At 62.4% G+C, this 22,270-nt stretch carries 21 protein-coding genes, 1 pseudogene and 1 riboswitch; of the genes and pseudogenes, 15 read left to right on the forward strand and 7 right to left on the reverse strand.

Annotation, left to right across the window (positions count from 1 at the left end; all coding sequences use genetic code 11):
* Positions 1 to 117: 117 nt before the first annotated feature.
* From atoC to EIEH_RS04335, 4 genes are all read right to left on the reverse strand, one after another.
* Positions 118 to 1,494 (reverse strand): acetoacetate metabolism transcriptional regulator AtoC, encoded by a 1,377-nt coding sequence (gene atoC, locus EIEH_RS04320; RefSeq protein ID WP_015871503.1) that lies wholly within the window; start codon positions 1,492 to 1,494, stop codon positions 118 to 120.
* Positions 1,491 to 3,317 (reverse strand): two-component system sensor histidine kinase AtoS, encoded by a 1,827-nt coding sequence (gene atoS, locus EIEH_RS04325; RefSeq protein ID WP_015871502.1) that lies wholly within the window; start codon positions 3,315 to 3,317, stop codon positions 1,491 to 1,493. Before atoS ends, atoC begins: the two co-directional genes overlap by 4 nt.
* Before the next feature lie 74 nt (positions 3,318 to 3,391).
* Positions 3,392 to 4,153, reverse strand: coding sequence for a hypothetical protein (locus EIEH_RS04330; protein WP_015871501.1), 762 nt, complete (start codon positions 4,151 to 4,153; stop codon positions 3,392 to 3,394).
* Between the two features lie 1,187 nt (positions 4,154 to 5,340).
* Entirely contained in the window at positions 5,341 to 6,207 is an 867-nt protein-coding gene (locus tag EIEH_RS04335; RefSeq protein ID WP_015871495.1) for a GHMP family kinase ATP-binding protein, read from the reverse strand.
* Positions 6,208 to 6,501: 294 nt separating this feature from the next.
* A riboswitch (cobalamin riboswitch) is annotated at positions 6,502 to 6,676 on the forward strand.
* Positions 6,677 to 6,773: 97 nt separating this feature from the next.
* Between EIEH_RS04335 and EIEH_RS04340 the strand changes: the two genes are divergently transcribed.
* From EIEH_RS04340 to cobU, 15 genes and pseudogenes are all read left to right on the forward strand, one after another.
* The gene (locus tag EIEH_RS04340) at positions 6,774 to 8,153 is read left to right on the forward strand and encodes a cobyrinic acid a,c-diamide synthase CobB (protein ID WP_015871494.1); all 1,380 of its coding nucleotides are present in this window, start codon (positions 6,774 to 6,776) and stop codon (positions 8,151 to 8,153) included.
* Positions 8,150 to 9,109, forward strand: a complete 960-nt coding sequence (gene cbiB / locus EIEH_RS04345) for an adenosylcobinamide-phosphate synthase CbiB (protein WP_015871493.1) — start codon at positions 8,150 to 8,152, stop codon at positions 9,107 to 9,109. The genes EIEH_RS04340 and cbiB overlap by 4 nt, the downstream gene beginning before the upstream one ends.
* Positions 9,110 to 9,121: 12 nt before the next feature.
* Positions 9,122 to 9,754, forward strand: coding sequence for a cobalt-precorrin-8 methylmutase (locus EIEH_RS04350; protein WP_015871492.1), 633 nt, complete (start codon positions 9,122 to 9,124; stop codon positions 9,752 to 9,754).
* On the forward strand, positions 9,751 to 10,890 hold the full coding sequence (gene cbiD, locus EIEH_RS04355) for a cobalt-precorrin-5B (C(1))-methyltransferase CbiD (protein WP_015871491.1): 1,140 nt from the start codon (positions 9,751 to 9,753) through the stop codon (positions 10,888 to 10,890). The genes EIEH_RS04350 and cbiD overlap by 4 nt, the downstream gene beginning before the upstream one ends.
* Positions 10,884 to 11,489 carry a cobalt-precorrin-7 (C(5))-methyltransferase gene (locus EIEH_RS04360; protein WP_015871490.1) on the forward strand — a complete coding sequence of 202 codons (606 nt, stop codon included), beginning with the start codon at positions 10,884 to 10,886 and terminating at the stop codon, positions 11,487 to 11,489. Before cbiD ends, EIEH_RS04360 begins: the two co-directional genes overlap by 7 nt.
* A complete protein-coding gene (locus EIEH_RS04365) occupies positions 11,479 to 12,048 on the forward strand; it encodes a decarboxylating cobalt-precorrin-6B (C(15))-methyltransferase (protein WP_015871489.1) in 570 nt (189 codons plus the stop codon). The genes EIEH_RS04360 and EIEH_RS04365 overlap by 11 nt, the downstream gene beginning before the upstream one ends.
* Positions 12,041 to 12,814: a cobalt-precorrin-4 methyltransferase gene (locus tag EIEH_RS04370; protein WP_015871488.1), complete on the forward strand. Its 774-nt coding sequence runs from the start codon at positions 12,041 to 12,043 to the stop codon at positions 12,812 to 12,814. Before EIEH_RS04365 ends, EIEH_RS04370 begins: the two co-directional genes overlap by 8 nt.
* On the forward strand, positions 12,795 to 13,856 hold the full coding sequence (gene cbiG / locus EIEH_RS04375; RefSeq protein ID WP_015871487.1) for a cobalt-precorrin 5A hydrolase: 1,062 nt from the start codon (positions 12,795 to 12,797) through the stop codon (positions 13,854 to 13,856). Before EIEH_RS04370 ends, cbiG begins: the two co-directional genes overlap by 20 nt.
* Positions 13,850 to 14,575, forward strand: coding sequence for a precorrin-3B C(17)-methyltransferase (locus EIEH_RS04380; protein ID WP_015871486.1), 726 nt, complete (start codon positions 13,850 to 13,852; stop codon positions 14,573 to 14,575). Before cbiG ends, EIEH_RS04380 begins: the two co-directional genes overlap by 7 nt.
* The gene (locus EIEH_RS04385) at positions 14,572 to 15,357 is read left to right on the forward strand and encodes a cobalt-precorrin-6A reductase (RefSeq protein WP_015871485.1); all 786 of its coding nucleotides are present in this window, start codon (positions 14,572 to 14,574) and stop codon (positions 15,355 to 15,357) included. Before EIEH_RS04380 ends, EIEH_RS04385 begins: the two co-directional genes overlap by 4 nt.
* 10 nt (positions 15,358 to 15,367) lie before the next feature.
* Positions 15,368 to 16,162, forward strand: a complete 795-nt coding sequence (cbiK, locus tag EIEH_RS04390; protein WP_015871484.1) for a sirohydrochlorin cobaltochelatase — start codon at positions 15,368 to 15,370, stop codon at positions 16,160 to 16,162.
* Complete coding sequence (locus tag EIEH_RS04395) at positions 16,159 to 16,872, forward strand: cobalt-factor II C(20)-methyltransferase (RefSeq protein ID WP_015871483.1); 714 nt, start codon at positions 16,159 to 16,161, stop codon at positions 16,870 to 16,872. Before cbiK ends, EIEH_RS04395 begins: the two co-directional genes overlap by 4 nt.
* Positions 16,869 to 17,009, forward strand: a pseudogene (locus EIEH_RS18390) (cobalamin biosynthesis protein CbiM); the annotation flags it as partial. The gene EIEH_RS04395 and the pseudogene EIEH_RS18390, both read left to right, overlap by 4 nt.
* A gap of 122 nt (positions 17,010 to 17,131) precedes the next feature.
* A complete protein-coding gene (locus EIEH_RS04405; protein ID WP_015871481.1) occupies positions 17,132 to 18,661 on the forward strand; it encodes a cobyric acid synthase in 1,530 nt (509 codons plus the stop codon).
* Positions 18,658 to 19,203: a bifunctional adenosylcobinamide kinase/adenosylcobinamide-phosphate guanylyltransferase gene (gene cobU / locus EIEH_RS04410; RefSeq protein ID WP_015871480.1), complete on the forward strand. Its 546-nt coding sequence runs from the start codon at positions 18,658 to 18,660 to the stop codon at positions 19,201 to 19,203. The genes EIEH_RS04405 and cobU overlap by 4 nt, the downstream gene beginning before the upstream one ends.
* 259 nt (positions 19,204 to 19,462) lie before the next feature.
* On the opposite strand, the gene EIEH_RS04415 is transcribed toward cobU, so the two are convergent.
* The 3 genes from EIEH_RS04415 to EIEH_RS04425 all read right to left on the reverse strand — a co-directional run bounded on the left by EIEH_RS04415 (position 19,463) and on the right by EIEH_RS04425 (position 22,221).
* Positions 19,463 to 19,867: a PPC domain-containing protein gene (locus EIEH_RS04415; RefSeq protein ID WP_015871479.1), complete on the reverse strand. Its 405-nt coding sequence runs from the start codon at positions 19,865 to 19,867 to the stop codon at positions 19,463 to 19,465.
* A gap of 405 nt (positions 19,868 to 20,272) precedes the next feature.
* Positions 20,273 to 20,578, reverse strand: coding sequence for a hypothetical protein (locus EIEH_RS16835; RefSeq protein ID WP_015871478.1), 306 nt, complete (start codon positions 20,576 to 20,578; stop codon positions 20,273 to 20,275).
* A gap of 341 nt (positions 20,579 to 20,919) precedes the next feature.
* Positions 20,920 to 22,221, reverse strand: a complete 1,302-nt coding sequence (locus EIEH_RS04425; protein ID WP_015871476.1) for an SLC13 family permease — start codon at positions 22,219 to 22,221, stop codon at positions 20,920 to 20,922.
* Positions 22,222 to 22,270: the final 49 nt, after the last annotated feature.

A 22,270-nucleotide genomic window follows, 5' to 3' on the forward strand; every position in this document is an offset into this window, starting at 1 on the left:
TGGTGTGAGCCGCGTGGCAGTGAGCGGGGGTGATGTGCAGCGCTTTGCACACTGTGCAACATTTTGCACAGCAGATTCTGGCCGCAGGCGATGCACCGTCACCCTGTACGGCACCGCCTAGCACCCCGCCGGATCGATACCGTACTCCTGCAGTTTGTACATCAGGGCGCGACGGCTGATGCCCAGCATTAAGGCGGTGCGGGTGCGGTTTCCCTCCTGCTGCTCGAGCACTTCGCTGATGATGCGCCGCTCCTCGCGCTTGATCTCCTCTTTCAGATTGCGTTCGCCGGAGGGGGTACTTTTGACGCCGCTGATGGGCTGGTGCAGCGGGGCTGGCAGATCGTCAGCAAAAATGATCGCGCCGGTGCTCATTACCACCGCGCGCTCAATGACATTGGAGAGCTCGCGGATGTTACCCGGCCAGGGCCAGGAGCAGAGCAGCGCCAGGGCGGCAGGATCGATCTCAATCATGTCGCGCTGATTCTCTGAGCTGAATTTCTGTAAGAAATGGTTGGCGAGCAGGGCGATGTCCTGTCGCCGCTCGCGCAGCGGCGGCAGCTGCAGATGAATGACGTTCAGGCGATAGAAGAGATCGTTACGGAAGCGGCCCTCGCGCACCATTGCCTGCAAATCCCGGTTGGTGGCGGCCACGATGCGGATATCCACCCGAATGGTTTGATGCCCCCCCACGCGCTCGAACTCCCTTTCCTGCAGGATCCGCAGCAGCTTGGCCTGCAGCACCGGCGGCATTTCGCCGATTTCATCCAGCAGCAGGGTTCCCCGGTGGGCACGCTCAAACAGGCCCTGGCGCAGGGCCTGCGCCCCGGTAAATGCCCCCTTTTCATGGCCGAACAGCTCGCTTTCCAGCAGAGACTCCGGCAGGGCGGCGCAGTTGACCTTGATAAACGGGCCGTTTGCACGCCGCGAGTTGTAGTGAATGGCGCGGGCAATCAGCTCCTTGCCGGTTCCGCTCTCGCCGCTGATCAGTACGTTAGCCTGCGAAAGGGCAATTTTCGCGGTGTCTTTGCAGATATCGATCATGCGGGGGCTGTTGGTCAGGATATGCCCCCATTGCCAGCGGCTGCTCAGGGCCTGATGCAGGCTGCGGATCTCCTGCTTCATCGCCTGCAGCTGTAGCGCGCGCCGGATCAGTAAGTTCAGCTCCTCCAGATCGAAGGGCTTGATCACGTAATCGAATGCGCCGCTGCGCAGCGCCTCGACGGCGGTTGCCACCTCGGCGTAGGCGGTCATCAGAATGACGGGCGTGCGTGGCTGCCGGGTGCGCATGATTTTCAGGGCGTCGATCCCGCTCATTGTTGGCATGCGGATATCCATCAGCACCACGTCCGGCGGCGCGTCGGCAAAGCACTGCAGCGCCTCTTCACCGTTGCTGGCGTCGTACGTTTCATGCCCCTGGAGCGCAAACGCGGTGGTGAGCATGCGGCGCACATTCTCTTCGTCATCCACGATGAGGATACGGTAGCGGGATTTCATTCTGGCGGGCTCTCCGGCGGATGGGTCGGTAACATGAGGGTAAAGGCGGTACCGCCTCCCGGCGTGCTGGCCACGTCAATATCCCCCCGGTGGGCGTTGATGATGCGCTGGCTCAGGGCCAGCCCAAGGCCGGTTCCCGCGGCCTTGGTGGTGAAGAAGGGGTCAAAGATTTTTTTCTGCAGCGCGATATCGATGCCGCAGCCGCTGTCCGTGATGGTCACCGCCTGCTGTGCGGGGGTGGGTTGCCAGGTGCGTATGCGGATCTCGCCGCGCGCGCTGATGGCCTGCACCGCATTGATTAAGATGTTCAGCAGTACCTGCTTGAGCAGTTCGCGATCGGCCACGATCGCCGGCAGCGTGCTGTCCAGCGCGCAGTGGAAGGTGATCCGCGCCTGAACCCCGGAGGTTTGCACCAGGATCAGCGCCTCTTCGATCAGCACGTTGAGCGACACCCGCTGCCACTGGCTTTGCCGCGGTCGGGAAAAGTCGAGCAGCTGTTGAATGACTTTATTAATTGAATCAATCTCTTTCAGTACTACGGACAGATACTCCTGATGCGCTGGCAGGGCGGTTTGCTGACGGATGATCTGCACATAGCCGCGGATGGCAGTCAGCGGGTTGCGCACCTCATGGGCGACGCCGGCCATCAGCTCGCCCAGCGTGGCAAGCCTTTCGGTCTGCGCCAGACGCCGCTGGGCCTCTTTGCGGGCGGTCAGATCGGAAAAGATCACCAGCGCCCCCATCAGTTCGCCATGGGGGTTATGGATGCGGCTGGTGGTGACGCTGAGTTCAATGGTCCGATGACGCGCCGGGAAGCTGACCTCTTGCGCCAGATGTTCGGTGCCGTGTGCCAGGGTATCCAGCACCGGACTGGCGAAATGGGAGCCGGAGAACAGAGCGGCGTAGGGCTGGCCCACCAGCTCATCCCGCGTATAGCCGGTGATGGCCTCAGCCGCCGGGTTGATGGTGGTGAGATTGCCCAGCCGGTCGATGGCGATCACCCCGTCGGCGGCGTTTTCAATGATCAGATCGTTAAGGGTCTTGGTCTCACGCAGCGTTTGCGCCAGTGCGTTGACGCTGCGGCTGATTTGCCCCAGCTCGCCGGGCAGCTCGGGGAGCGGCTCAGGCGTTTTGTGCACCAGCGCTGACAGCCCTTCGGTGATGATGTCGATATGGGCGCTGAAACGCCGTGAGAAGAGGACGATCAGCAGCAGGCTGCACAGCAGGCCCGCCGTCAGCACCGCCATAATACGCAGATCCATTTGTCTGGCCTGACGACGGATATCCTGCGTCAGCTCATTGGCCCAGATGTAGCCCAGCACCTCGCCACCCCGCTTAATCGGGATCATCGAATTGAGGATATCGCCGCGCACCTGGTGGCCGGAAAAGACGAGCGGCGTATCGCTGCGCATCACCTCACGTCCGGGGTGGTCGGCGGCAATGGCCACGCCGACGTTGCTTTGATACAGCGCGAACGGGGCATAGGTAATGATCGCATCCAGCGTTTTGCTGTAGTAGCCCGCGCCGATGCCGGGAAACGCCTGGGTGATACGCTCGGTGATGGGGCTGAGCTCGGTATTCAGCGCCCGGATACGCTCAGCGCGCGGCAGCGTCGCGAAATGGTCAAAGTGTCCCTCCAGCGCCTGGTCGAGCAGCTGAACGACGGCGGCCAGCTTTTTCTCTTTTTCGGCCAGCACCGCGGAGCGTCCCTCGGTCTCGACGATATAGCCAATCGACAGCGTCGGCACGATGACCAGCAGGATCGCCATGAGTATCATTTGATTGCGTAATCGTCGTGGGTATAGCACTCTTAAAAAGCGCATGCAGGTATCCCGGTGGCTCGGCGTAGGCAAACCCCCATTATCGGCGTTTGCGCCGGCGGTTTCTCAGCGGCGCATCATAATCTCGTTAGCTGCCACTCCTCCGCTACCCAACTCTCCGTTTTCGTCCGGACCAGGTCTAACACCTGCGCTGTCGGCATATACGCCTGTTTCTGCATATGTCTTGGACCAATCACTGGATGATTGACAATGGCATCATAGGTGAGATCGTAGATGAGCGGTTTGATCTCTTTATTTAAATAGTTGAGCGCCTTGCTGGTTAATGATAACGCCTTGTCGGCTAACGTGTTGAGCTCAGCGGTTAGGCCGGGTCTGGCAAGGTTAAGTAATTGTTCATCTTTTTTCCCCTCCACGATTTCTCCATAGCCACACTCTGTCATCGCAGATCGCACGATTTCCGCACGGGCTTCAGGAAGGATTTTTTTCTTATGATATACCAGCACGTCGTCGATCACCGCATTGGCCCGCGCTCCGAGATAAGAGTCAAGATCCTGCCGCAGCCTCTTATGCACGTTATCGCTTTCTTCAGAGAGCGGTGTTCCATCCGTAATCATTCTGTTGGCCACTGAAGTGCTGATATTACAGAGCGCCTGTATTATGTCCAGTGGTCTGTGGCAGCCAAGCTTTGTCAGTTCCTTGCAGTGGCGCTCGTTGAGGGTGAATGTAATGAGAACGGGATGGTTTTTGTTTTTATCTGATATGTTTGTAAGGTAATCCAGTCTCACCGGACCCTCTGTATTGGCCGGCCGGTATTGATTGCCATCTATTTTATGGCTTCCTGTTCTATAAAAAAAACTCAGCAGGGACTCAATATTCATTGTGCACGCTCTATATATACAGAAAGTGTAAGGGAAAGTTGTTTTTCGCTATATCTATAGTATTCGCCAAAGAGCGAGATGTGATTTCACCACCATCGTTTTACATTTGTGATTATGTCAGTGAGGTACTGATTTTCCAGTTTATATTGCTGCTTATTTAAGCGTTGTTGATGTGGTCTGTTTTTGTGTTTTTTTATTTTTTTGCATTAGGTCGCCACCCCGGAGAGAGTTAAGCATGGTGCCATCAGGGGGAAGAAAACGCTCTGGCACGAGTCAAACCGTTTTCGGTGTTCGCGCTGGAGAATGAGAAAATTAATTACTAATCATAATGTTATATTTTTCTGGCGGGTGCTAAGTGCATTTTTTTCTGCGTGCTGCGTTCACTATTGCCATGCTGTGCCTGGATAACGCCGTGGGCGGGGCAGGCGTGCACGGCGCGTTACCGGCATCTCGCCCGGGCGAACGGTTTTCTGGTGCGCTCGGCGTCTGGCGCTCGCTGCGGTGGAAATATCGCGGGTGATCCAGTGGGCAGTGCTGAACATTTTCTTTGTGGCGTAATAACACATTGCATCATGGCAAGGCGCCGCCGCTGCGGTTCAGTGTACAGCGTCAATAGGGTTCGGAGTTATCTATTATTGGTATCGCCACGGCTGCGGTATAAATAGGAGATGTTCGCTGAGCGATATTTCCCTTTTTTGGCGGGATATTGATGATGGGATGTGGTTTCGTTTTTTACGCGCAACGGTATATAATTTTACTGATATGTGTCATAAAGCTAATTATTAAGTAAATAATCAGCATCGGTGCATCATTTTATATTGGCGGCGGGAGTATATGCTGTGACTATCGGTATTATTCTCCCCGTCACTGCGGATTTCCTCCGGGGATATTATCATGAATAACGGAAAAATTTGGCCCGTCGGCGCCGGGTGGGCTGCTGTTTGCCACGCTGATCGTCCCCGGGAGCACGCAGCCGAACGCTCTCTTCGACAACAGCATCCAGGCTGATGGCCATAAGCCGGAGACCCCCCGAACAGGCTGGTATCGTCCGCCCGCACGCCGCCATGCCGGACTCCTTAGGTACCTGATAGATAAGATTCGACAGGGTAGTCTGCCCCCGGGGGCAGACATCTTTAACCGTGCCTCTCCCTCTCCCGGTGAATGATGTCAGGCGCGTCGGCCGCGCCTCAGCGTAGCCTGACGCCGCCGCCGATCAGTTTGAGCAGATGCTGGGTGGGCCAATGGCGCGTTAACCCGTGCTGCGTGAGGTGGTGCCGCAGCGCCCCGACATCGTGCCGGCGGCGATCCAGCAGCAGCCCCACCACGCTGCCGCTGTGTGCCACGTTGACGCCATACAGGCCGAACTGCTCCACCATGGCCAGCAGCGCGGGGAAATCCGCCTTCGGCAACAGCCGCTGGCTGGCGATGGCGCTGAGGGTGGCCGCCTCTCCCAGGCGGTAAGGATCTTGGCGCTGACATCCCTCCTGCAGCTGTCGCCAGGCGCGTTGCAGCGTTGGCGCCTCCGCCAGTAACGCCCTCTGGCGCGCGCGGCGGTGGTAGTCGGCGGTGCGCAGGGTCAGCGGGCTTTCGAGCAGCAACACATCCAGTTCAGGCGCGTTGCCGCAGGCGAGCTGGGTGGAGGCATCGTTATGATCGAACAGGGTCAGCTGGCGAAACAGGGTGCTGTCGGTGGGTTCCAGCGAGACACACAGCGCCGCCAGCGTCGGTTCGTCCAGCCGTCGCCCCAGATGGTGCGCGGCCGCCACGGCGGTGGCGGCGATATCCGCCGTGCTGCTGGCCATCCCCTTGGCCAGGGGGATGGTCGAGTGAGTCTCGATGCGCAACGCTTGGCCCATCTGCGCCGGGTAGCCCCAGTGCTGTAGCAGGCGTTCAACCATCATTCGGGAGAGCGGGCGCTCCTGCGAAAGTGGCGCGCCGTTGCAGACTTCGACCGTGCTGTACCAGTCGACGGGACAGGAGACCAGCTTCTCACTGCCTAAAATCCAGCCCTGAATGAGCTCTCCGCATGATGCGGGGCACTGCGCAACCGCCACGCCTTCACCTTTTGAACCGATAATTTCGCCGCATAGTGGCATGGTGATGGCAGGAAAGCCATGCTTTTCACCCTGGCTCTGCCGTGCCGGAGGGATAGCGGGGGAAAAGCGTGCTATGGTGATAGCCTGATAATCAGCGGCAAATCTATTTGCATGATAATAACGGGTGGAATGACGTACCATCATGCTGTTTTTATGCTAAATTGCGCCGTCTTTTCTTCTGTGGTGGGCGATGAGGGCCGCACAGGAGTGAGCATGAATATCTATTTGTGATGCTGGGCGAGCGTTGCCCGCTCATCATTTAAGCCGACAGGTTTGCCATATTGATGGTAGGGAAGGGGGTGTAAATCCCCCGCAGCCCCCGCTGCTGTGATGCTGACGACCCCGTGTACACCACTGATCGCAAGATTGGGAAGGACGGGCGAGGAGGACGCTAAGCCAGAAGACCTGCCCGTCGGTAACTACCAACAACTTCGGTGGGAAGTGGGTTGATCTGATGCATACAGTCGCAAGACTGGGTAGCGGTGTATCTATACCCTCCAACCACCCTGAACAGGATCAGGGGCATGACGGCAAAGCAGTACGCGTTCGTTCTGGCGGGCACCGGCAGCGGCTGTGGCAAAACCACGCTGACGCTGGGGTTGCTGAGTCTATTGAAACAGCGTGGGCTGCGCGTCCAGCCGTACAAAGTGGGGCCGGACTACCTCGATACTGCCTGGCATACGGCCGTGTGCGGCACCGCCTCCTGCAATCTCGATAGTTTTATGCTGCCCGAACCGACGCTCAACGCGCTGTTTGGCGAGCGGATGCAGCAGGCCGACATCGCGGTCATCGAGGGGGTGATGGGGCTGTATGACGGCTACGGCACCGATCCGGACTACTGCAGCAGCGCGGGGATGGCCAAGCAGCTCGGCTGCCCGGTGATCCTGCTGGTGGATGGCAAGGCGGTCTCCACTTCTATTGCCGCCACGGTGATGGGCTTTCAGCGCTTTGATCCCACCTTGAATATCGCGGGCGTGATGGTGAATCGCGTCAACAGCGAGGCGCATTTCGCGCTGCTTAAGACGGCCATCGAACGCTACTGCGCCATTCCCGTGCTCGGCTATATCCCACAGACGGCGGGGGTTGCCCTGCCTGAGCGCCACCTCGGCCTGGTGACCGCCCGGGAGTCCGTCGTGCGGGCGCAGCCCTGGCAGACGTTTGCCGCCGTACTCGAACGCACCCTGGATATCGATCGCTTGCTCTTTTTGTGCCAGATGGCGTCGCTGCCGCCCGGCGCCTGGCCTGCGCTGCCCACCGCCGACGCCGGACGCGGATTGACGCTGGCCATGGCCGAGGACGAGGCGTTCAACTTCTATTATCCGGACAACGTTGCGCTGCTCGAGCGCACGGGCGTTAGGATCGTCCGCTTTAGCCCCCTGCATGACGCCCGGCTGCCCGACTGCCAGATGGTGTGGCTGGGCGGCGGCTACCCGGAGCTGTACGCCGGGAGGCTGGCGGCCAACGCCCCGATGCTGGCGAGCCTGCGCGCGGCGCACCGGCGCGGCGCGGCGATCTACGCCGAGTGCGGCGGGCTGATGTACCTTGGCAGCACGCTGGAGGATGCCGACGGCGAGATCCACCCCATGGCCAATATTATTCCCGGTCACAGTAAAATGGGGCGGCGGCTGACCCGCTTTGGCTACTGTGAGGCACAGGCGCGTCAGCCGACGCTGCTGGCGGATCGCGGCGAAACGCTGCGCGGACACGAGTTCCACTACGCTGACTTTTCACCGCAAACCCCCGCGCTGCTGGCGTGCCGCAAAGTGCGCGATGGGGTGACCACCCAGACGTGGGACGGGGGATGGCAGGTCGGCAGCGCCTTTGCCAGCTATCTGCACCTGCATTTTGCCCAGCGCCCACAGATGCTGAACCGCTGGCTGGCGGCCGCCAGGGCGGCCCTATGACGCTCCTGGCCTGGTGTCTCGCCTGGATCCTCGACGCCGCGATCGGCGATCCGCCGCGCTGGCCGCACCCGGTACGCTGGATGGGGCAGCTGATCACCGCCCTACAGCGTTGTGTACGCCGTCGCTGCCGCAGCGAGGGCGCGCTGCGCATCGGCGGCGGCCTGATGTGGCTGACGGTGGTGGGGGGGACGTGGAGCGTGGCCTGGGGGGGCGTGACGCTGGCGCGGGCGATCCACCCGTGGCTGGGGTGGGCGGTGGAGGTCTGGATGATCTTTACCGCGCTGGCCGGCCGCTGTCTGGCGGACGCCGCCCGGGAGGTCGAACGGCCGCTGCGTGCCGGTGCGCTCGCCGAGAGCCGCGAAAAGCTCTCCTGGATCGTAGGGCGCGATACCTCGTCGCTGCAGCCGCCGCAGATCAACCGGGCGGTGGTGGAGACCGTCGCCGAGAATACGGTGGATGGCATCATCGCGCCGCTGTTCTTCCTGCTGCTGGGCGGCGCGCCGCTGGCGATGGCCTACAAGGCGGTCAATACCCTCGACTCAATGGTGGGCTACAAGCATGAAAAGTACCGGGCGATCGGCATGGTGAGCGCCCGGATGGATGATGCGGCGAACTACCTTCCCGCGCGGCTGAGCTGGCTGCTGCTGAGCGCGGCGGCGTGGCTGTGCCGCGACGATTTTTCCCGTGCACTGCGCATCGGCTGGCGCGATCGCCGCTGCCACAGCAGCCCCAACTGCGCGTGGTCAGAGGCGACCGTGGCCGGTGCGCTGGGGATCCGGCTGGGGGGGCCGAATGACTACTTCGGCCAGCGGGTGGATAAACCCTGGATCGGCGATGCGCGCCGCGCGGTGACCCCGGACGATATTTCCCGAACGGTTCGACTGATGTGGGTCGCGTCAGCCCTGGCGCTGGCGCTGTTGATGGCGGTGCGCTGGCTGGTGGCCGGTGCGGCCTGAGGAGACGAGAACATGCAATATATCCAGCAACCCCGGGCGATTGAGGCCAAAAGCTTCGACATCATTGACGGGATCATCCGTGAGACGCGCCCGGCGTATCGGTTCGCCAGCCCGCTGCACGAGGCGATCGTCAAGCGGGTTATCCACACCACCGCCGATTTTGACTGGCTGGATATCCTCTGGTTCTCCCCGGATGCGCTGACGCAGCTGTGCGCGGCGCTGAGCCGCCCGTCCGTTATCTATACCGATACGACGATGGCCCTCTCGGGGATCAACAAACCCCTGCTGGCCACGTTTGGCGGCGAGTGCCGCTGCTATATCAGCGATGCGCAGGTGGTGGCGCAGGCGCAGGCGCAGGGGATCACCCGCTCCATGGCGGCGGTCGATCGGGCGGTGGCGGAGGCGGAGTGCCCGGTGTTCGTCTTTGGCAATGCGCCGACGGCGCTGTTCCGCCTGCTGGAGCACGATATCGCCGTCGGCGGCGTGGTGGGGGTGCCGGTGGGGTTTGTCGGCGCGGCGGAGTCGAAAGCGGCGCTGACGCACAGCGGCTTGCCCGCCATTGCGGCGCTGGGGCGCAAGGGCGGCAGCAACGTGGCGGCGGCGATCGTTAACGCCGTGCTGTACCACCTGCGGGGGGCAACATGAGCGATCGGGCCTTTGATACGCCGGTGTGGCACCACGGAAAGGCGCTGCGCAAGGGCTATACCACCGGCTCCTGCGCCACCGCGGCCGCCAAGGTCGCCGCGCTGATGGCGCTGCGCCAGCAGCCGATCCACCAGATCGCCATCGTGACCCCCTCCGGCGTCACGCTGAACCTGAGCGTGGAATCCCCGCATATCGAAGGGGAGCAGGCCATCGCCGCCATTCGCAAAGACGGCGGCGATGATGTCGATGCGACCCACGGTATGCTGATTTTCGCGCGGGTCACGCTCAACGACAGCGGCGCGATCTCGCTGTCGGGGGGCGAGGGGATCGGCACCGTGACGCGCAAGGGCATTGGCCTGCCCATCGGCAGCGCGGCGATCAACCGCACGCCCCGCCATACCATTGAGTCGGCGGTGCGCGAGGCGATCGGCCCGACGCGCGGCGCCGCGGTCGAGATCTTTGCGCCGGAGGGCGTCGCGCGGGCGCAGAAAACCTATAACGCCCGCCTGGGTATCCTGGGCGGCATCTCGATCATCGGCACCACGGGCATCGTGACGCCGATGTCGGAGGAGAGCTGGAAGCGTTCGCTGGCGCTGACCCTGGAGATGAAGCGCGCCGCCGGGATGACACGGGTGGTGCTGGTGCCGGGCAACCACGGCGAGCGCTTTGTGCGGGAGCAGATGGGGATCGCGGCCGATGCGGTGGTGACGATGAGCAACTTCGTCGGCTATATGGTCGAGGAGGCGGTGCGTCTGGGGTTTCGCCAGATCGTGCTGGTCGGCCACCCGGGCAAGCTGATCAAGGTCGCCGCCGGGATCTTCCACACCCACAGCCATATGGCCGATGCGCGCATGGAGACGCTGGTGGCGCATCTGGCGCTGCTGGGCGCGCCGCTGGCGCTGCTGACGCGGGTGCGTGACTGCGACACGACCGAGGCGGCGATGGAGCATATCGACGCCTACGGCTTTCAGTCGCTGTATGACCATCTCGCCGCCCGTATCTGCCAGCGCGTGATAGAGCGGCTGCGTTTTACCCAGAATCTGCCGATCTGCGACGCCATTCTGTTCTCGTTTGATAACCGGACGCTGGGCAGCAACCGCCCGGTCGCCGCCATCGTGGAGGATCTGCGGTGTTGACGGTCGTGGGGGTGGGCCCCGCGGGCGTCCATCTGATAACTCCCGCGGCGCGCGATGCGATCGCGCAGGCGGAGTGCCTGGTGGGCGGGGCGCGTCATTTACGGCAGTTTCCGGACTTTCGCGGCGAGACCTTCGCCCTCGGCGCCAACGTCGCGGCGCTGTTGGCCTGGCTCGAGGCCCGGCGCCTGCGCCGCGTGGTGATCATCGCCTCCGGCGATCCGCTGTTTTACGGCATCGGCACGCGGATCGTGGCGCACTTTGGCATTGAGCATGTGCGTATCATTCCCGGCATCAGCGCGGTGCAGTACCTCTGCGCGCAGGCGGGCATCGACATGAACGGGATGTGGCTCACCAGCAGCCACGGCCGCCGGGTCGATTTTGATCAGTTGGCGCGCCATGACAGGGTGGCGATGGTCACCGACGCGCGCTGTGGACCGAAAGAGATCGCCGCGCAGCTGGTGGCGCGGGGGAAGGGGCATCGCTGGATGGTGATCGGTGAAAATCTGGCGATGGAGAGAGAGCGGATCCACTGGCTGCCCGTCAGTGAGGTCTGCGCCGACTATGAGATGAACACCGTGGTGATCCTCGATGAACGATGAGCTTTTTCTGCGCGGCGAAACGGTGCCGATGACCAAAGAGGCGGTGCGCGCGCTGGCCCTCAGCAAACTTGAGCTGCACCGTGCCAGCCATCTGATCGATATCGGGGCGGGAACCGGCAGCGTATCGATTGAGGCCGCGCTGCAGTTTCCCTCTCTGCGGGTGACCGCCATCGAGAAAAACCCCGCGGCGCTGCGCCTGCTCGAAGAGAACCGCCGGCGCTTTGCCTGCGGCAACGTCCGCATCCTGCCCGGCAGCGCGCCGATGCCGGTGGCGGAGCGGGCCGACGCCGTGTTTATGGGCGGCAGCGGCGGCCATCTGACGGCGCTGATGGACTGGTCGATGGCCCAGCTGCATCCCGGCGGGCGCCTGGTGATGACCTTTATCCTGATGGAGAACCTGCATAGCGCGCTGGCCCATCTGGCGCAGCGGGGAGCGCAGGGCGTGACGTGTCAGCAGATACAGACGGCGTCGTGGGTTCCGCTCGGTCAGGGCCACTACTTCAAACCGAATAATCCCGTTTTTGTTATCGCCTGCCAGAAGGAGGAACATCATGTCTGAGACCTTTGATGCCCGCTGCGTGTGGTTTGTCGGCGCCGGGCCCGGCGATCGTGAGCTGATTACCCTCAAGGGCTATCGGCTGCTGCAGCAGGCGCAGGTGGTCATCTATGCCGGCTCGCTGATCAACCCTGAGTTACTGGCGTACTGTCCGCCCGGGGCCGAGTGCCACGACAGCGCGGCGCTGCATCTGGCGCAGATCCTCGATCTGATGGAGGCTGGGGTACGGGCCGGGAAAACCGTGGTGCGTCTGCAGACGGGCGATCTCTCCCTGTACGGATCCGTACGTGAGCAGGGGGAGGAGCTGACCAGGCGCGGCATCGCCTGGCAGGTGGTGCCGGGGGTCAGCGCCTTTCTCGGCGCGGCGGCGGAGCTCGGCGTGGAGTACACCGTGCCCGACGTCGCGCAAAGCCTGATCATTACCCGCCTTGAGGGGCGTACACCGGTGCCGGCGCGTGAGCAGCTGGAGTCGTTCGCCCGCCATCAGACCTCGATGGCGATTTACCTCTCCGTCCAACGGATCCAGCGGGTGGCGGAGCGGCTGATCGCGGGGGGCTATCCGGCCACCACGCCGGTGGCGGTTATCTATAAGGCGACCTGGCCGGAGAGCCGCACCGTCCGCGGCACGCTGGCGGACATCGGCGACCGGGTCCACGCTGCGGGGATCCGTAAAACGGCGCTGATCCTTGTCGGCAGTTTCCTTGGCGATGAGTATCACTACTCAAAGCTCTATGCGGCGGACTTTAGCCATGAATACCGTAAAGCCTGAATCCATCGCACTGTTTTGCCTGACCCCCGGCGGCGTGCAGCTGGCCAAGCGGCTGGCGACGCGGCTGCCGCTGACCTGCTTTACCAGCGTGGCACTGTGGGAGCCGGGGTTTATCCCGTTCGAGGGCGGCTTCGCCCAGACCGCCCGCCGTGCGTTCACCCGCTATTCGGCGCTGATTTTTATCGGCGCGACGGGGATCGCCGTGCGGGTGCTGGCACCGCTGATCAATGACAAGTTCAGCGATCCGGCCGTGGTGGTGATCGATGAGCGCGGCCAGCACGTGATCAGCCTGCTCTCCGGACATGCGGGGGGGGCGAACGCCCTGACCCGCGATCTGGCGGACATGCTGGGGGCCGATCCGGTGATCACCACCGCCACGGACGTGAACGGGATGGCCGCGCTGGATACGCTTGCGTTCCAGCTTGATGCCCGGATGAGTGACTTCCGCCCGGCGGTCCGGGTGGTCAATCAGATGCTGGTCAGTCAGCGGCGGGTCGGGCTGTGGTGGGATCCGGCGCTGGCGGCAGAGGTCAGCCGCTGCGATCGGCGGGGATTTATCACCGTGACCGACCTGCAGGCGTTGCCCGCGCTGGATGCGCTGGTGTGCATCACCCTGAGCCGCGATCTGCCGGAAATTCCGCTGCCGCACTGGAAGCTGGTGCCGCAGCGGGTGGTCGCCGGCATCGGCTGTCGGCGGGGTACCCCTTTCCCACTGTTGGCCGCGCTGCTGGCGCGCCAGCTGGAGGCGCAGCGGATCGACCCGCTGGCGCTGAGGGCGATCGGCAGCGCTGCGCTGAAGCGCGATGAGCCGGGGCTGATCCAGCTCGCCGCCCGCTGGTGCATCCCGTTTCACACCTTTAGCGCCGATGCGCTGCGCGCACATGAGCACCGCTTTCCGATCTCACCCTTGGTGCGCCGCACGGTCGGCGTCGGGAGCGTCTCGGGACCGGCGGCCTGGCTGCTGAGTCATGGACAGCTATTAGGCGACACCCTGCGGGAGCAGGGCGTCACGATTACCTTAGGAGTTTCATCCGCATGTTAACCGTTATTGGGATCGGCCCCGGCTCACAGGCCATGATGACGATGGAGGCCGTTGAGGCGCTGCAGGCGGCGGAGATCATCGTCGGCTACAAAACCTATACCCACCTGGTGAAAGCCTTTACCGGCGACAAGCAGGTGATCAAGACCGGCATGTGCAAAGAGATCGAACGCTGCCAGACGGCGATTGATCTGGCGCAGGCGGGGCATAACGTCGCCCTGATCAGCAGCGGCGACGCGGGGATCTATGGCATGGCGGGGCTGGTGCTGGAGCTGGTCAGCCGGCAGGGGCTGTCGGTCGGGGTGCGCCTGATCCCCGGGATGACCGCCAGCATCGCCGCCGCCTCGCTGCTCGGGGCGCCGCTGATGCATGATTTCTGTCATATCAGCCTGAGCGATCTGCTGACCCCCTGGCCGGTCATCGAAAAGCGCATCGTCGCCGCCGGCGAGGCCGACTTTGTGATCTGTTTCTACAACCCGCGCAGCCGCGGTCGCGAGGGGCATCTGGCGCGTGCCTTTGCGCTGCTGTCCGCCGTCAAAAGCGCACAGACCCCGGTGGGGGTGGTGAAGTCCGCCGGGCGTAAAAAGCAGGAGAAGTGGCTGACCACCCTGGGGGAGATGGATTTTGCGCCGGTGGATATGACCAGTCTGGTGATCGTCGGCAATAAGGCCACCTACGTGCAGGACGGCCTGATGATCACGCCGCGGGGCTACGCGCTGTGAACCATGGCGGGGTGCTGGTGATCGGCGGCACCAGCGACGCCCGGGCGCTGTGTCAGCAGCTGGATGCGGCCCGGGTGGCCTACACCCTGTCGGTGGCGACGCCGACCGGTGAGGCCCTCGCCGGCGCGATCCGCGGGCGGGTGCGCTGCGGGCGCATGACGCAGGCGGAGATGGTCGCCTGGCTTGGCGCGCACCGGACCCGCTGGGTGATCGACGCATCGCATCCCTATGCCGAGCTGGTCAGCCACAGTATCACGCAGGCCTGTCAGATGGCAGGGGTGCTGCTCAGCCGCTATCAGCGCCCGGAGCAGCTCGGCGATCTGACCCATCCGCTGCTCCACCGCGTCGCCGGTATTGAGGCGGCCAGCGCGCTGGCGCGGCGCTTTGGCGAGCGGGTATTGCTAACCACCGGCAGCAAGGATCTGGCGCGCTGGTGCGCGGCGCTGCCGGAGAAAACGCTGCTGGTGCGCGTGCTGCCGCTGGCGGAGGTGATGGCGCAGTGCGCCCGGCTCGGCCTTGGCGTCGGGCAGATCTTCGCGCTGTGCGGCCCCTTCAGCGCAGAGTTTAATGCGGCGTTTTATCGCCAATGCCGGGCTGACGTGGTGATAACCAAAGCCTCCGGTGCCGAGGGCGGCTATCGGGAAAAGGTTCAGCCCTGTCTGGATGCCGGTATTCCCTGCATCGTTATTACACGTCCGGCGCCGCTGGTGACGGGTGCGGAGTTACTGGAGAGTCAGGCCGCCTTTCAACGCCGTTTAGCGCGCTGGCTGGCCATGGCTTAAGGAGAATGAGATGAAAAAGGCGCTTCTGGTGGTCAGCTTTGGCACCAGCTACCGTGAGACCGCAGAGAAAAATATCGCAGCCTGCGAGCGTGAGCTGGCGAACCATTGCCCCGATCGCGATCTGTTCCGGGCATTTACCTCCGGGATGATCATCCGCAAGCTCAGAGCGCGCGACGGAATTGCGATCGACACGCCGCTGCAGGCGCTGCAGCGGCTTGCGGAGCAGGGATATCAGGATGTCGCGATTCAGTCGCTGCACATTATTAACGGCGATGAGTATGAGAAGGTGGTGCGCGAGGTACAGAGTATGCGTCCGCTGTTTTTCCGCCTGACGCTGGGGGCTCCGCTGCTGAGCAGCCATGATGACTACGTATCGCTGATGGGGGCGCTGCGGCAGCAGATGCCGCGCCTCGGGGCGCAGGAGAAAGTGGTGTTTATGGGGCACGGCGCGACGCATCACGCCTTTGCGGCCTATGCCTGCCTCGATCACATGATGCGGGCGCAGGGTCTTCCGGCCTGCGTGGGCGCGGTGGAGAGCTATCCGCAGGTCGAGATCCTGATCGAGAGCCTCCGTCGGGAGGGGGTCCGCGCGGTGCATCTGATGCCGCTGATGCTGGTGGCCGGTGATCATGCGATCAATGACATGGCCTCAGATGAGGCGGACTCCTGGAAAACGCAGTTCAACCGCGCCGGGATCCCGGCGACGCCGTGGCTGAACGGTCTGGGTGAGAATCCCGCCGTACGGGCGATCTTCGTGGCGCACCTGCAGCAGGCGCTGAGCGCTGCCATGGAGGCGGCGGCATGAGCGGCAAACTGTACGCCCTGAGTACGGGGCCGGGCGCCGCCGATCTGATCACCGTCCGCGCCGCGCGGATCCTCGGCTCGCTGGATATCCTCTACGCCCCGGCGGGACGCAAAGGCGGCGACAGCCTGGCGCTCTCCATCGTCCGCGACTATGTCGGCCCGCGGACGGAGGTGCGCTGCTGCCACTTTCCCATGAGCGGCGACGACGCGGAAAAAGAGGCGGTCTGGGATACGGTCGCGGCAGCGCTGGAGGGGGAGGTAACGGCCGGAAAGCGGGTTGGATTTATCACGCTCGGCGACGCCATGCTGTTCAGCACCTGGGTCTTCCTGCTCCAGCGTCTCGGCAGACCCGACTGGCTGGAGATCGTTCCGGGCGTGACCTCGTTTGCCGCCATCGCCGCGCGCGCCGGGATGCCGCTGGCGATGGAGCAGCAGTCGCTGGCGGTGATGGCGTGCACCGCGCCGGAGGCGGAGATCGTGCAGGCGCTCTTGCACCATGACACGCTGGTGCTGATGAAGGTCTATGGCCGGTTTGCACGGATTAAGGCGCTGCTGGCGCAGGCCGGGCTGCTGGAGTGCGCGCTGATGATGTCCGACGCCACGCTGCCCGGCGAGCGCTGCTGGCGGCATCTGAATGAGGTCGGCGATGGGCAGGCGCTGCCCTATTTCTCGACTATTTTAGTCAATAAGCGCTGGGGGGGAGCGCGATGAAACCCGAACAGCAGCGACAGCGGCTCTCATTCAGTGGCCTGGCGGCGGCGCTGTTGCTGAGGGTAACGCCGCAGCAGGCGGTTGCGATGCATATCATGGTGGGGCTTCTGCCGCTGGCGGGGTGGCCGCGCTTTCTGTACACCGTACCGGCGGATGTGATGACCTCCGTTGTGACCCCGTCAGCGCTGGGGCTGGCGCGCTATAAGCGTGAAGAGAAGTTTTTCCGGCGTATGCGATACAACGCGATAAAGGAGGCCCGATGACGCAGGCGATGGCGATTATGCTGCAGGGAACCGCTTCTGACGTGGGTAAAAGCGTGCTGGTGGCGGGGCTGTGCCGCATTTTTTATCAGGACGGTCTGCGCACGGCGCCCTTTAAGTCACAGAATATGGCGCTGAATTCCGGTATCACGCCGGATGGCAAAGAGATGGGGCGCGCCCAGATTTTTCAGGCGCAGGCGGCGGGCATCGCGCCGGACGTGCGGATGAACCCGGTGTTGCTCAAGCCGACCAGCGACCGCAAAGCACAGGTGGTGCTGATGGGGGAGGTGGCGACCGACATGGACGCCGTCAGCTACCACCAGTACAAGCCGCGTCTGCGTGAGCGCATTCTGGCGGTCTACCGGAGTCTGGCGCAGCAGTATCAGGTGCTGGTGCTGGAGGGGGCCGGCAGTCCGGCGGAGATAAACCTACGCGATCGCGATATCGTCAACATGGGGATGGCCGAGATGGCGCGCTGCCCGGTGATCCTGGTGGCAGATATCGACAAAGGGGGCGTCTTCGCCTCTATCTATGGCACGCTGGCACTGCTGCGTCAGGGCGAGCGGAGCCGGGTCAAAGGGGTAATTATCAATAAATTTCGCGGCGATGTGGCGCTGCTGCACTCCGGCATTGAACAGATTGAGGCGCTGACGGGGGTGCCGGTGCTGGGCGTGATGCCGTGGCTCGATCTGGATCTCGACGATGAGGATGGCGTCGCGCTGCAGAAGGGCAAATACCGGCAGACGGCGCCGCGTGATCTCGATATCGCCGTGGTGCAGCTGCCGCATATCTCTAACTTCACCGATTTTAACGCCCTGGCGGCGCAGCCGGATGTCAGGGTGCGCTATGTCAGCCATCCGCAGGCGCTGGCCGACGCCGATCTGGTGATTTTGCCGGGCAGTAAAAATACGCTGGGCGATCTGGGCTGGCTGCGTGAAAGCGGCATCGCCGCTGCGCTGCTGCAGGCGCACCGGCAGCGGGTGCCGGTGATGGGGATCTGTGGCGGTTACCAGATGCTGGGCCGCACCATTATCGACGAGGTGGAATCGGGGCTGGGGACGCAGCCGGGCCTTGGCCTGCTGAATATCGTCACCCGCTTCGCGCCGCGGAAAACCACCGTGCAGAGCGCGGCACAGGTGACGATGACGCCGCCGGGGTGGCTGCACGCCGCCGCCGGTGTCGCGGTGAAAGGCTATGAGATCCACATGGGGGAAACGCAGCGGGCGGCCGACTGCCGCCCGGCGCTGTTTATCGGGCGAGACGGCGGGCGGGTGGCGGATGGCGCCATCAGCGACGATGGGCTGGTGTTCGGCACCTACCTGCATGGACTGTTCGACAGCGACGCCTTTACGCACGCCGTGCTGGACAGCCTGCGTCATCGCAAGGGGCTGGCGCCGCTGGAAAGGACCCTGGACTATGCGGCCTACAAAGCCCAACAGATCGATCTTCTGGCCAGTGCAATGAGAGAGCATATTGATATTAAAGAAATTTATAAAATAATGCGCGGGCATCGGGAGGCGGAGGCATGATTTTGGTTACCGGAGGGGCGCGCAGCGGAAAGAGCGCGCATGTCGAGCGGCTGGCAGCTCAGCGCTGCGCGCGCATTCTGTATATTGCGACCTCCACCGTCACCGATGACGAGATGGCGGCGCGCATCGAGAAGCACCGCGCGCAGCGGCCGGCGCACTGGCGCACCTGGGAGGGGTATCGCGATCTGGGCGGGGTGATTCGCCACCGGGTACGACCCGGCGAGGGGGTGGTGCTGGAGTGCATCACCACCATGCTGGCCAACCTGCTCTATGAGGCCAGCGGCGGCGCATCGCCGGAGACCCTGGATTTTCCCGCGCTTGAGGTGGTGCTGCAACGGCAGGTGGACGATCTGATCGCGGCGTGCCGGGCGTCGTCGTCGCCGGTGTATATCGTGACCAATGAGCTGGGCATGAGCATCACCCCGGAGAATCGGCTGGCGCGCCACTTTGTCGATATCGCCGGCCGGGCGAACCAACGGCTGGCGCAGGCGGCGCAGGAGGTGTGGCTGGTGGTGTCCGGGATCGGCGTACAGATTAAATAGGGGAGAGCCTCGCCCGGGCTGAGACAGTGTAGCGCTGCAGGTAACGCTGGCCGGGTTGGTGATGCACGGGTGTGGGGACGATGGCGGGCGTGAAGGCGTTGACGGCGGTCGTCAAACCGCGCGATACGCACAACAGGCGGCGGGCCGCCCGGCGCATCGCGTCCCGCCGGGCGATTTGCTCTCGCTCCGGTGCCCCTGCGCGCAGGCGATCCCGTCGCGGGCCGTCGTCCTGCCGGGCTGTGCGTGATTGGCGCGGGGGTTAGCGCGTGATCTGCAGCGTGAAGCAATACGGCTTCACCTCGTTGCGCCGGGCCTCTGCGCGGCTTTGTAATATCCGAATTTCATACTTTCCGGAGGCGGGCAGAGTATAGCGCCCCTGGCTATCCAGCGCCGATGAGTATTGCCCTAAGTCGATCGTATCGTCGATGCCCGGACCGAATAAAACCGCATCGACCGTCTCCTTGGGCAGGGTAAGGCGCAGGTGCTGATCTTTGGCGGCGCGGAAGGAGTAGGTGTCGTAGTCGTACCCCTTGATGGTGCCGGAGTAGCGTGCGCTGTCATGTCCCTTGGGGAAGAGGACGTCGATCTGCCTGCCGGCGGCGCAGGCGGTCGCGCTGAGCGTAGACAGCAGTAGGGCGATTGATACGGTGGCCGTCAATTTCATGTTAAGTTGTCTCCTGGTGCCTATTCTGTGCTGATTTTAGCGTATGCCCATTGCGGGGCTTAATCAGATTTTTCTTGCAATCCATGGCATTGGTGCTTCCCGGGTGTCGGATAAAATCTATCCCGATAGATTTAGGCTGCTCCGCGCAGCAAGGTCCCCGGAATAGCGCCGGAGCCATGATCGCGAACCGCGTGGCAAATATATCCAGACCTTTTCCGCAGAGGATGTCCGGAGCACCATTGTTATAGTGCCTCCCGGACATGGCCATATCTATTTCGAGATAGGCATTCGAGATAGTCAAAGGCATATTTTTTACACGCGCTGGCGATATTAAACCGATCTTTATCGGTGCAGATGATGGCGCTATCGAGTGAGGCGGTGATGGTGACGTTCTGCGGCAGCGCATTAAAATTTGTCTGGCCGAAAACGGGGATAAATGTCCAGCGGCGGAATAACATATTTATCACCCATCTGTCGGGTGATAAACCTTTGGGCGTTGAGCGTCGTTGTCAGTGCATTAATGCATTGATTTCTGTTGATCAACATGTGGGAGGCGATCTTTTCATTGAGCATCTGCGGCGGCAATGGCTGGATCTTGCGGTTGAAGTCATATGTGAAACCCTTGGCATTTAACCTGTTATCGCTGAGCCGCAGGGGATGCAGCATCTTAAGCTGATAGGTGACCCCTGTTAATAGCCATTTGGCCGTCATGGCAACCTTCCCCTTGGATAACGATAATGTCGAATGGTTTTACTTTTACCGCGCCCACGTAATTATGTGATTTATTTATGGGATTAAATCATACAGGGTTTTTTACGCCAAGAATAAATGTCAGCTAAACGGGAATGGCGTTAATAATAATTTCAATTTTGAATCATAACCATGGTTATCAGCTGCCGCCAAAAACATGCCGTATTCTCTGGCTGCCGCGTGCGGGTAATTCTGACGGGGGAATCTAATGAGGGGATGTAGCAGAACGCAGCATGCGGCGTGACATCCACCGGCCGATGGCCGCCGGTGGATGTCACACGCCGTACACGCGGTGCGCGGGGCTAGAGCAGGGAGAGCACCAACAGCAGCAGCAGCGCGGCACAGATGATAATGGCGATCGGCAGCACGATGAGCTGCACAAACAGGCGTCGGCTCTCGGCCGCATCGTTCCCCACGCCGGCCAGTACCAAGGCGCCGCCGCTGGAGAATGGCGAATAGCCGGTAAAGGTGGCGAACGCTGCGATCACCGAGAACAGCAGGGCGGTATGCTCGGTATGGAGCCTGGCGGCGATGGGGAACATGGTCGGCATCACCGCCCCCATGCTGGAGGCAAACAGCGACATGGTGGAGGAGAGTCCCCCCATGATATACACCACGCCATAGCCGCGGCTGCCTTCGCCCTGTACGCCGTTAACCCAGTTGGCTATCTGATCAACGGCACCGCGATCGACCGCCAGGTTGATCAGCATCCCCAGACCGCAGATCATGATAATGATCGGCCAGGGAATATTTTCCATCGCCTTACGCTCATCGGCCACCTTCAGCAGCAGGCAGGCGACGATGCCGATAAAGGAGAGGAAGGTTGGATTCAGCGCCTGGGTCGCCGTTTTGAGCGCCGCCGACGCCGGTAGCAGCGATGACAGCAGCGCCGGAAGGATGATTAGCAGGAAGACGCCGCAGACCAGCCACAGCGTGCGCTTCTGCCCGGTGGTAAACGGCGCCGGCCGCGCCATGTTTTCCACGGCCTGAATCCGGTATCCCTTGAGCAGCACGTAGCTGACGGCAAAGATCGCCGTATGGGCCAAGAACATGCTCAGCCCGATGGTGTAGGTATAGTGCAGCGCCAGCGGGGCGGGAATGTTCAGGTTCTCCAGCATCCCGTTGACCACCCGTCCCCCCAGGGTAAAGGGGTTGAAGCCCCCGGCGCAGGCGCCGCTGTAGACGATCACCGCTGCCAGCATCTTGCTCATCCGGATCTGGGTGGCAATCAGCATGATCAGCGGCGAGAGAAAGGCAAAGGCGGCATAGTGCCCCGGCCCGATCCCGGAAAACACCACCACGCACAGGTAGAAGATCACCGGCATCAGCCAGGGAGAGTGGCGGCTCATGTATATCGCATGCTGGGCGCCGCGGTTGAGCGTGCCGTTGGCGATGGCGAAGCCATAAAAATAGGTGATGGAGAAGAGGATGAAAAAGAGATTCAGCGGCCATAGCGCCAGCTGCTTTCCGCCTGAGAGGCCCGCCATGTTGGCCAGGATAAAGGCGAAAATAATGGCGAAGATGCCGATATTTATTTTGATAAAGTAGCCAAGGGCGATGGAGACGACGATGGCCAGGATGATAAGGGTGTTGATGTCCGGCATGGTGTGTCCTCTTGTTTATGATTGATGAGAGAAAAAGCAAGAGGTGTGC

The organism is Edwardsiella ictaluri ATCC 33202 (genome assembly GCF_000264785.1).
GTDB classification, from domain to species: Bacteria; Pseudomonadota; Gammaproteobacteria; order Enterobacterales; family Enterobacteriaceae; genus Edwardsiella; species Edwardsiella ictaluri.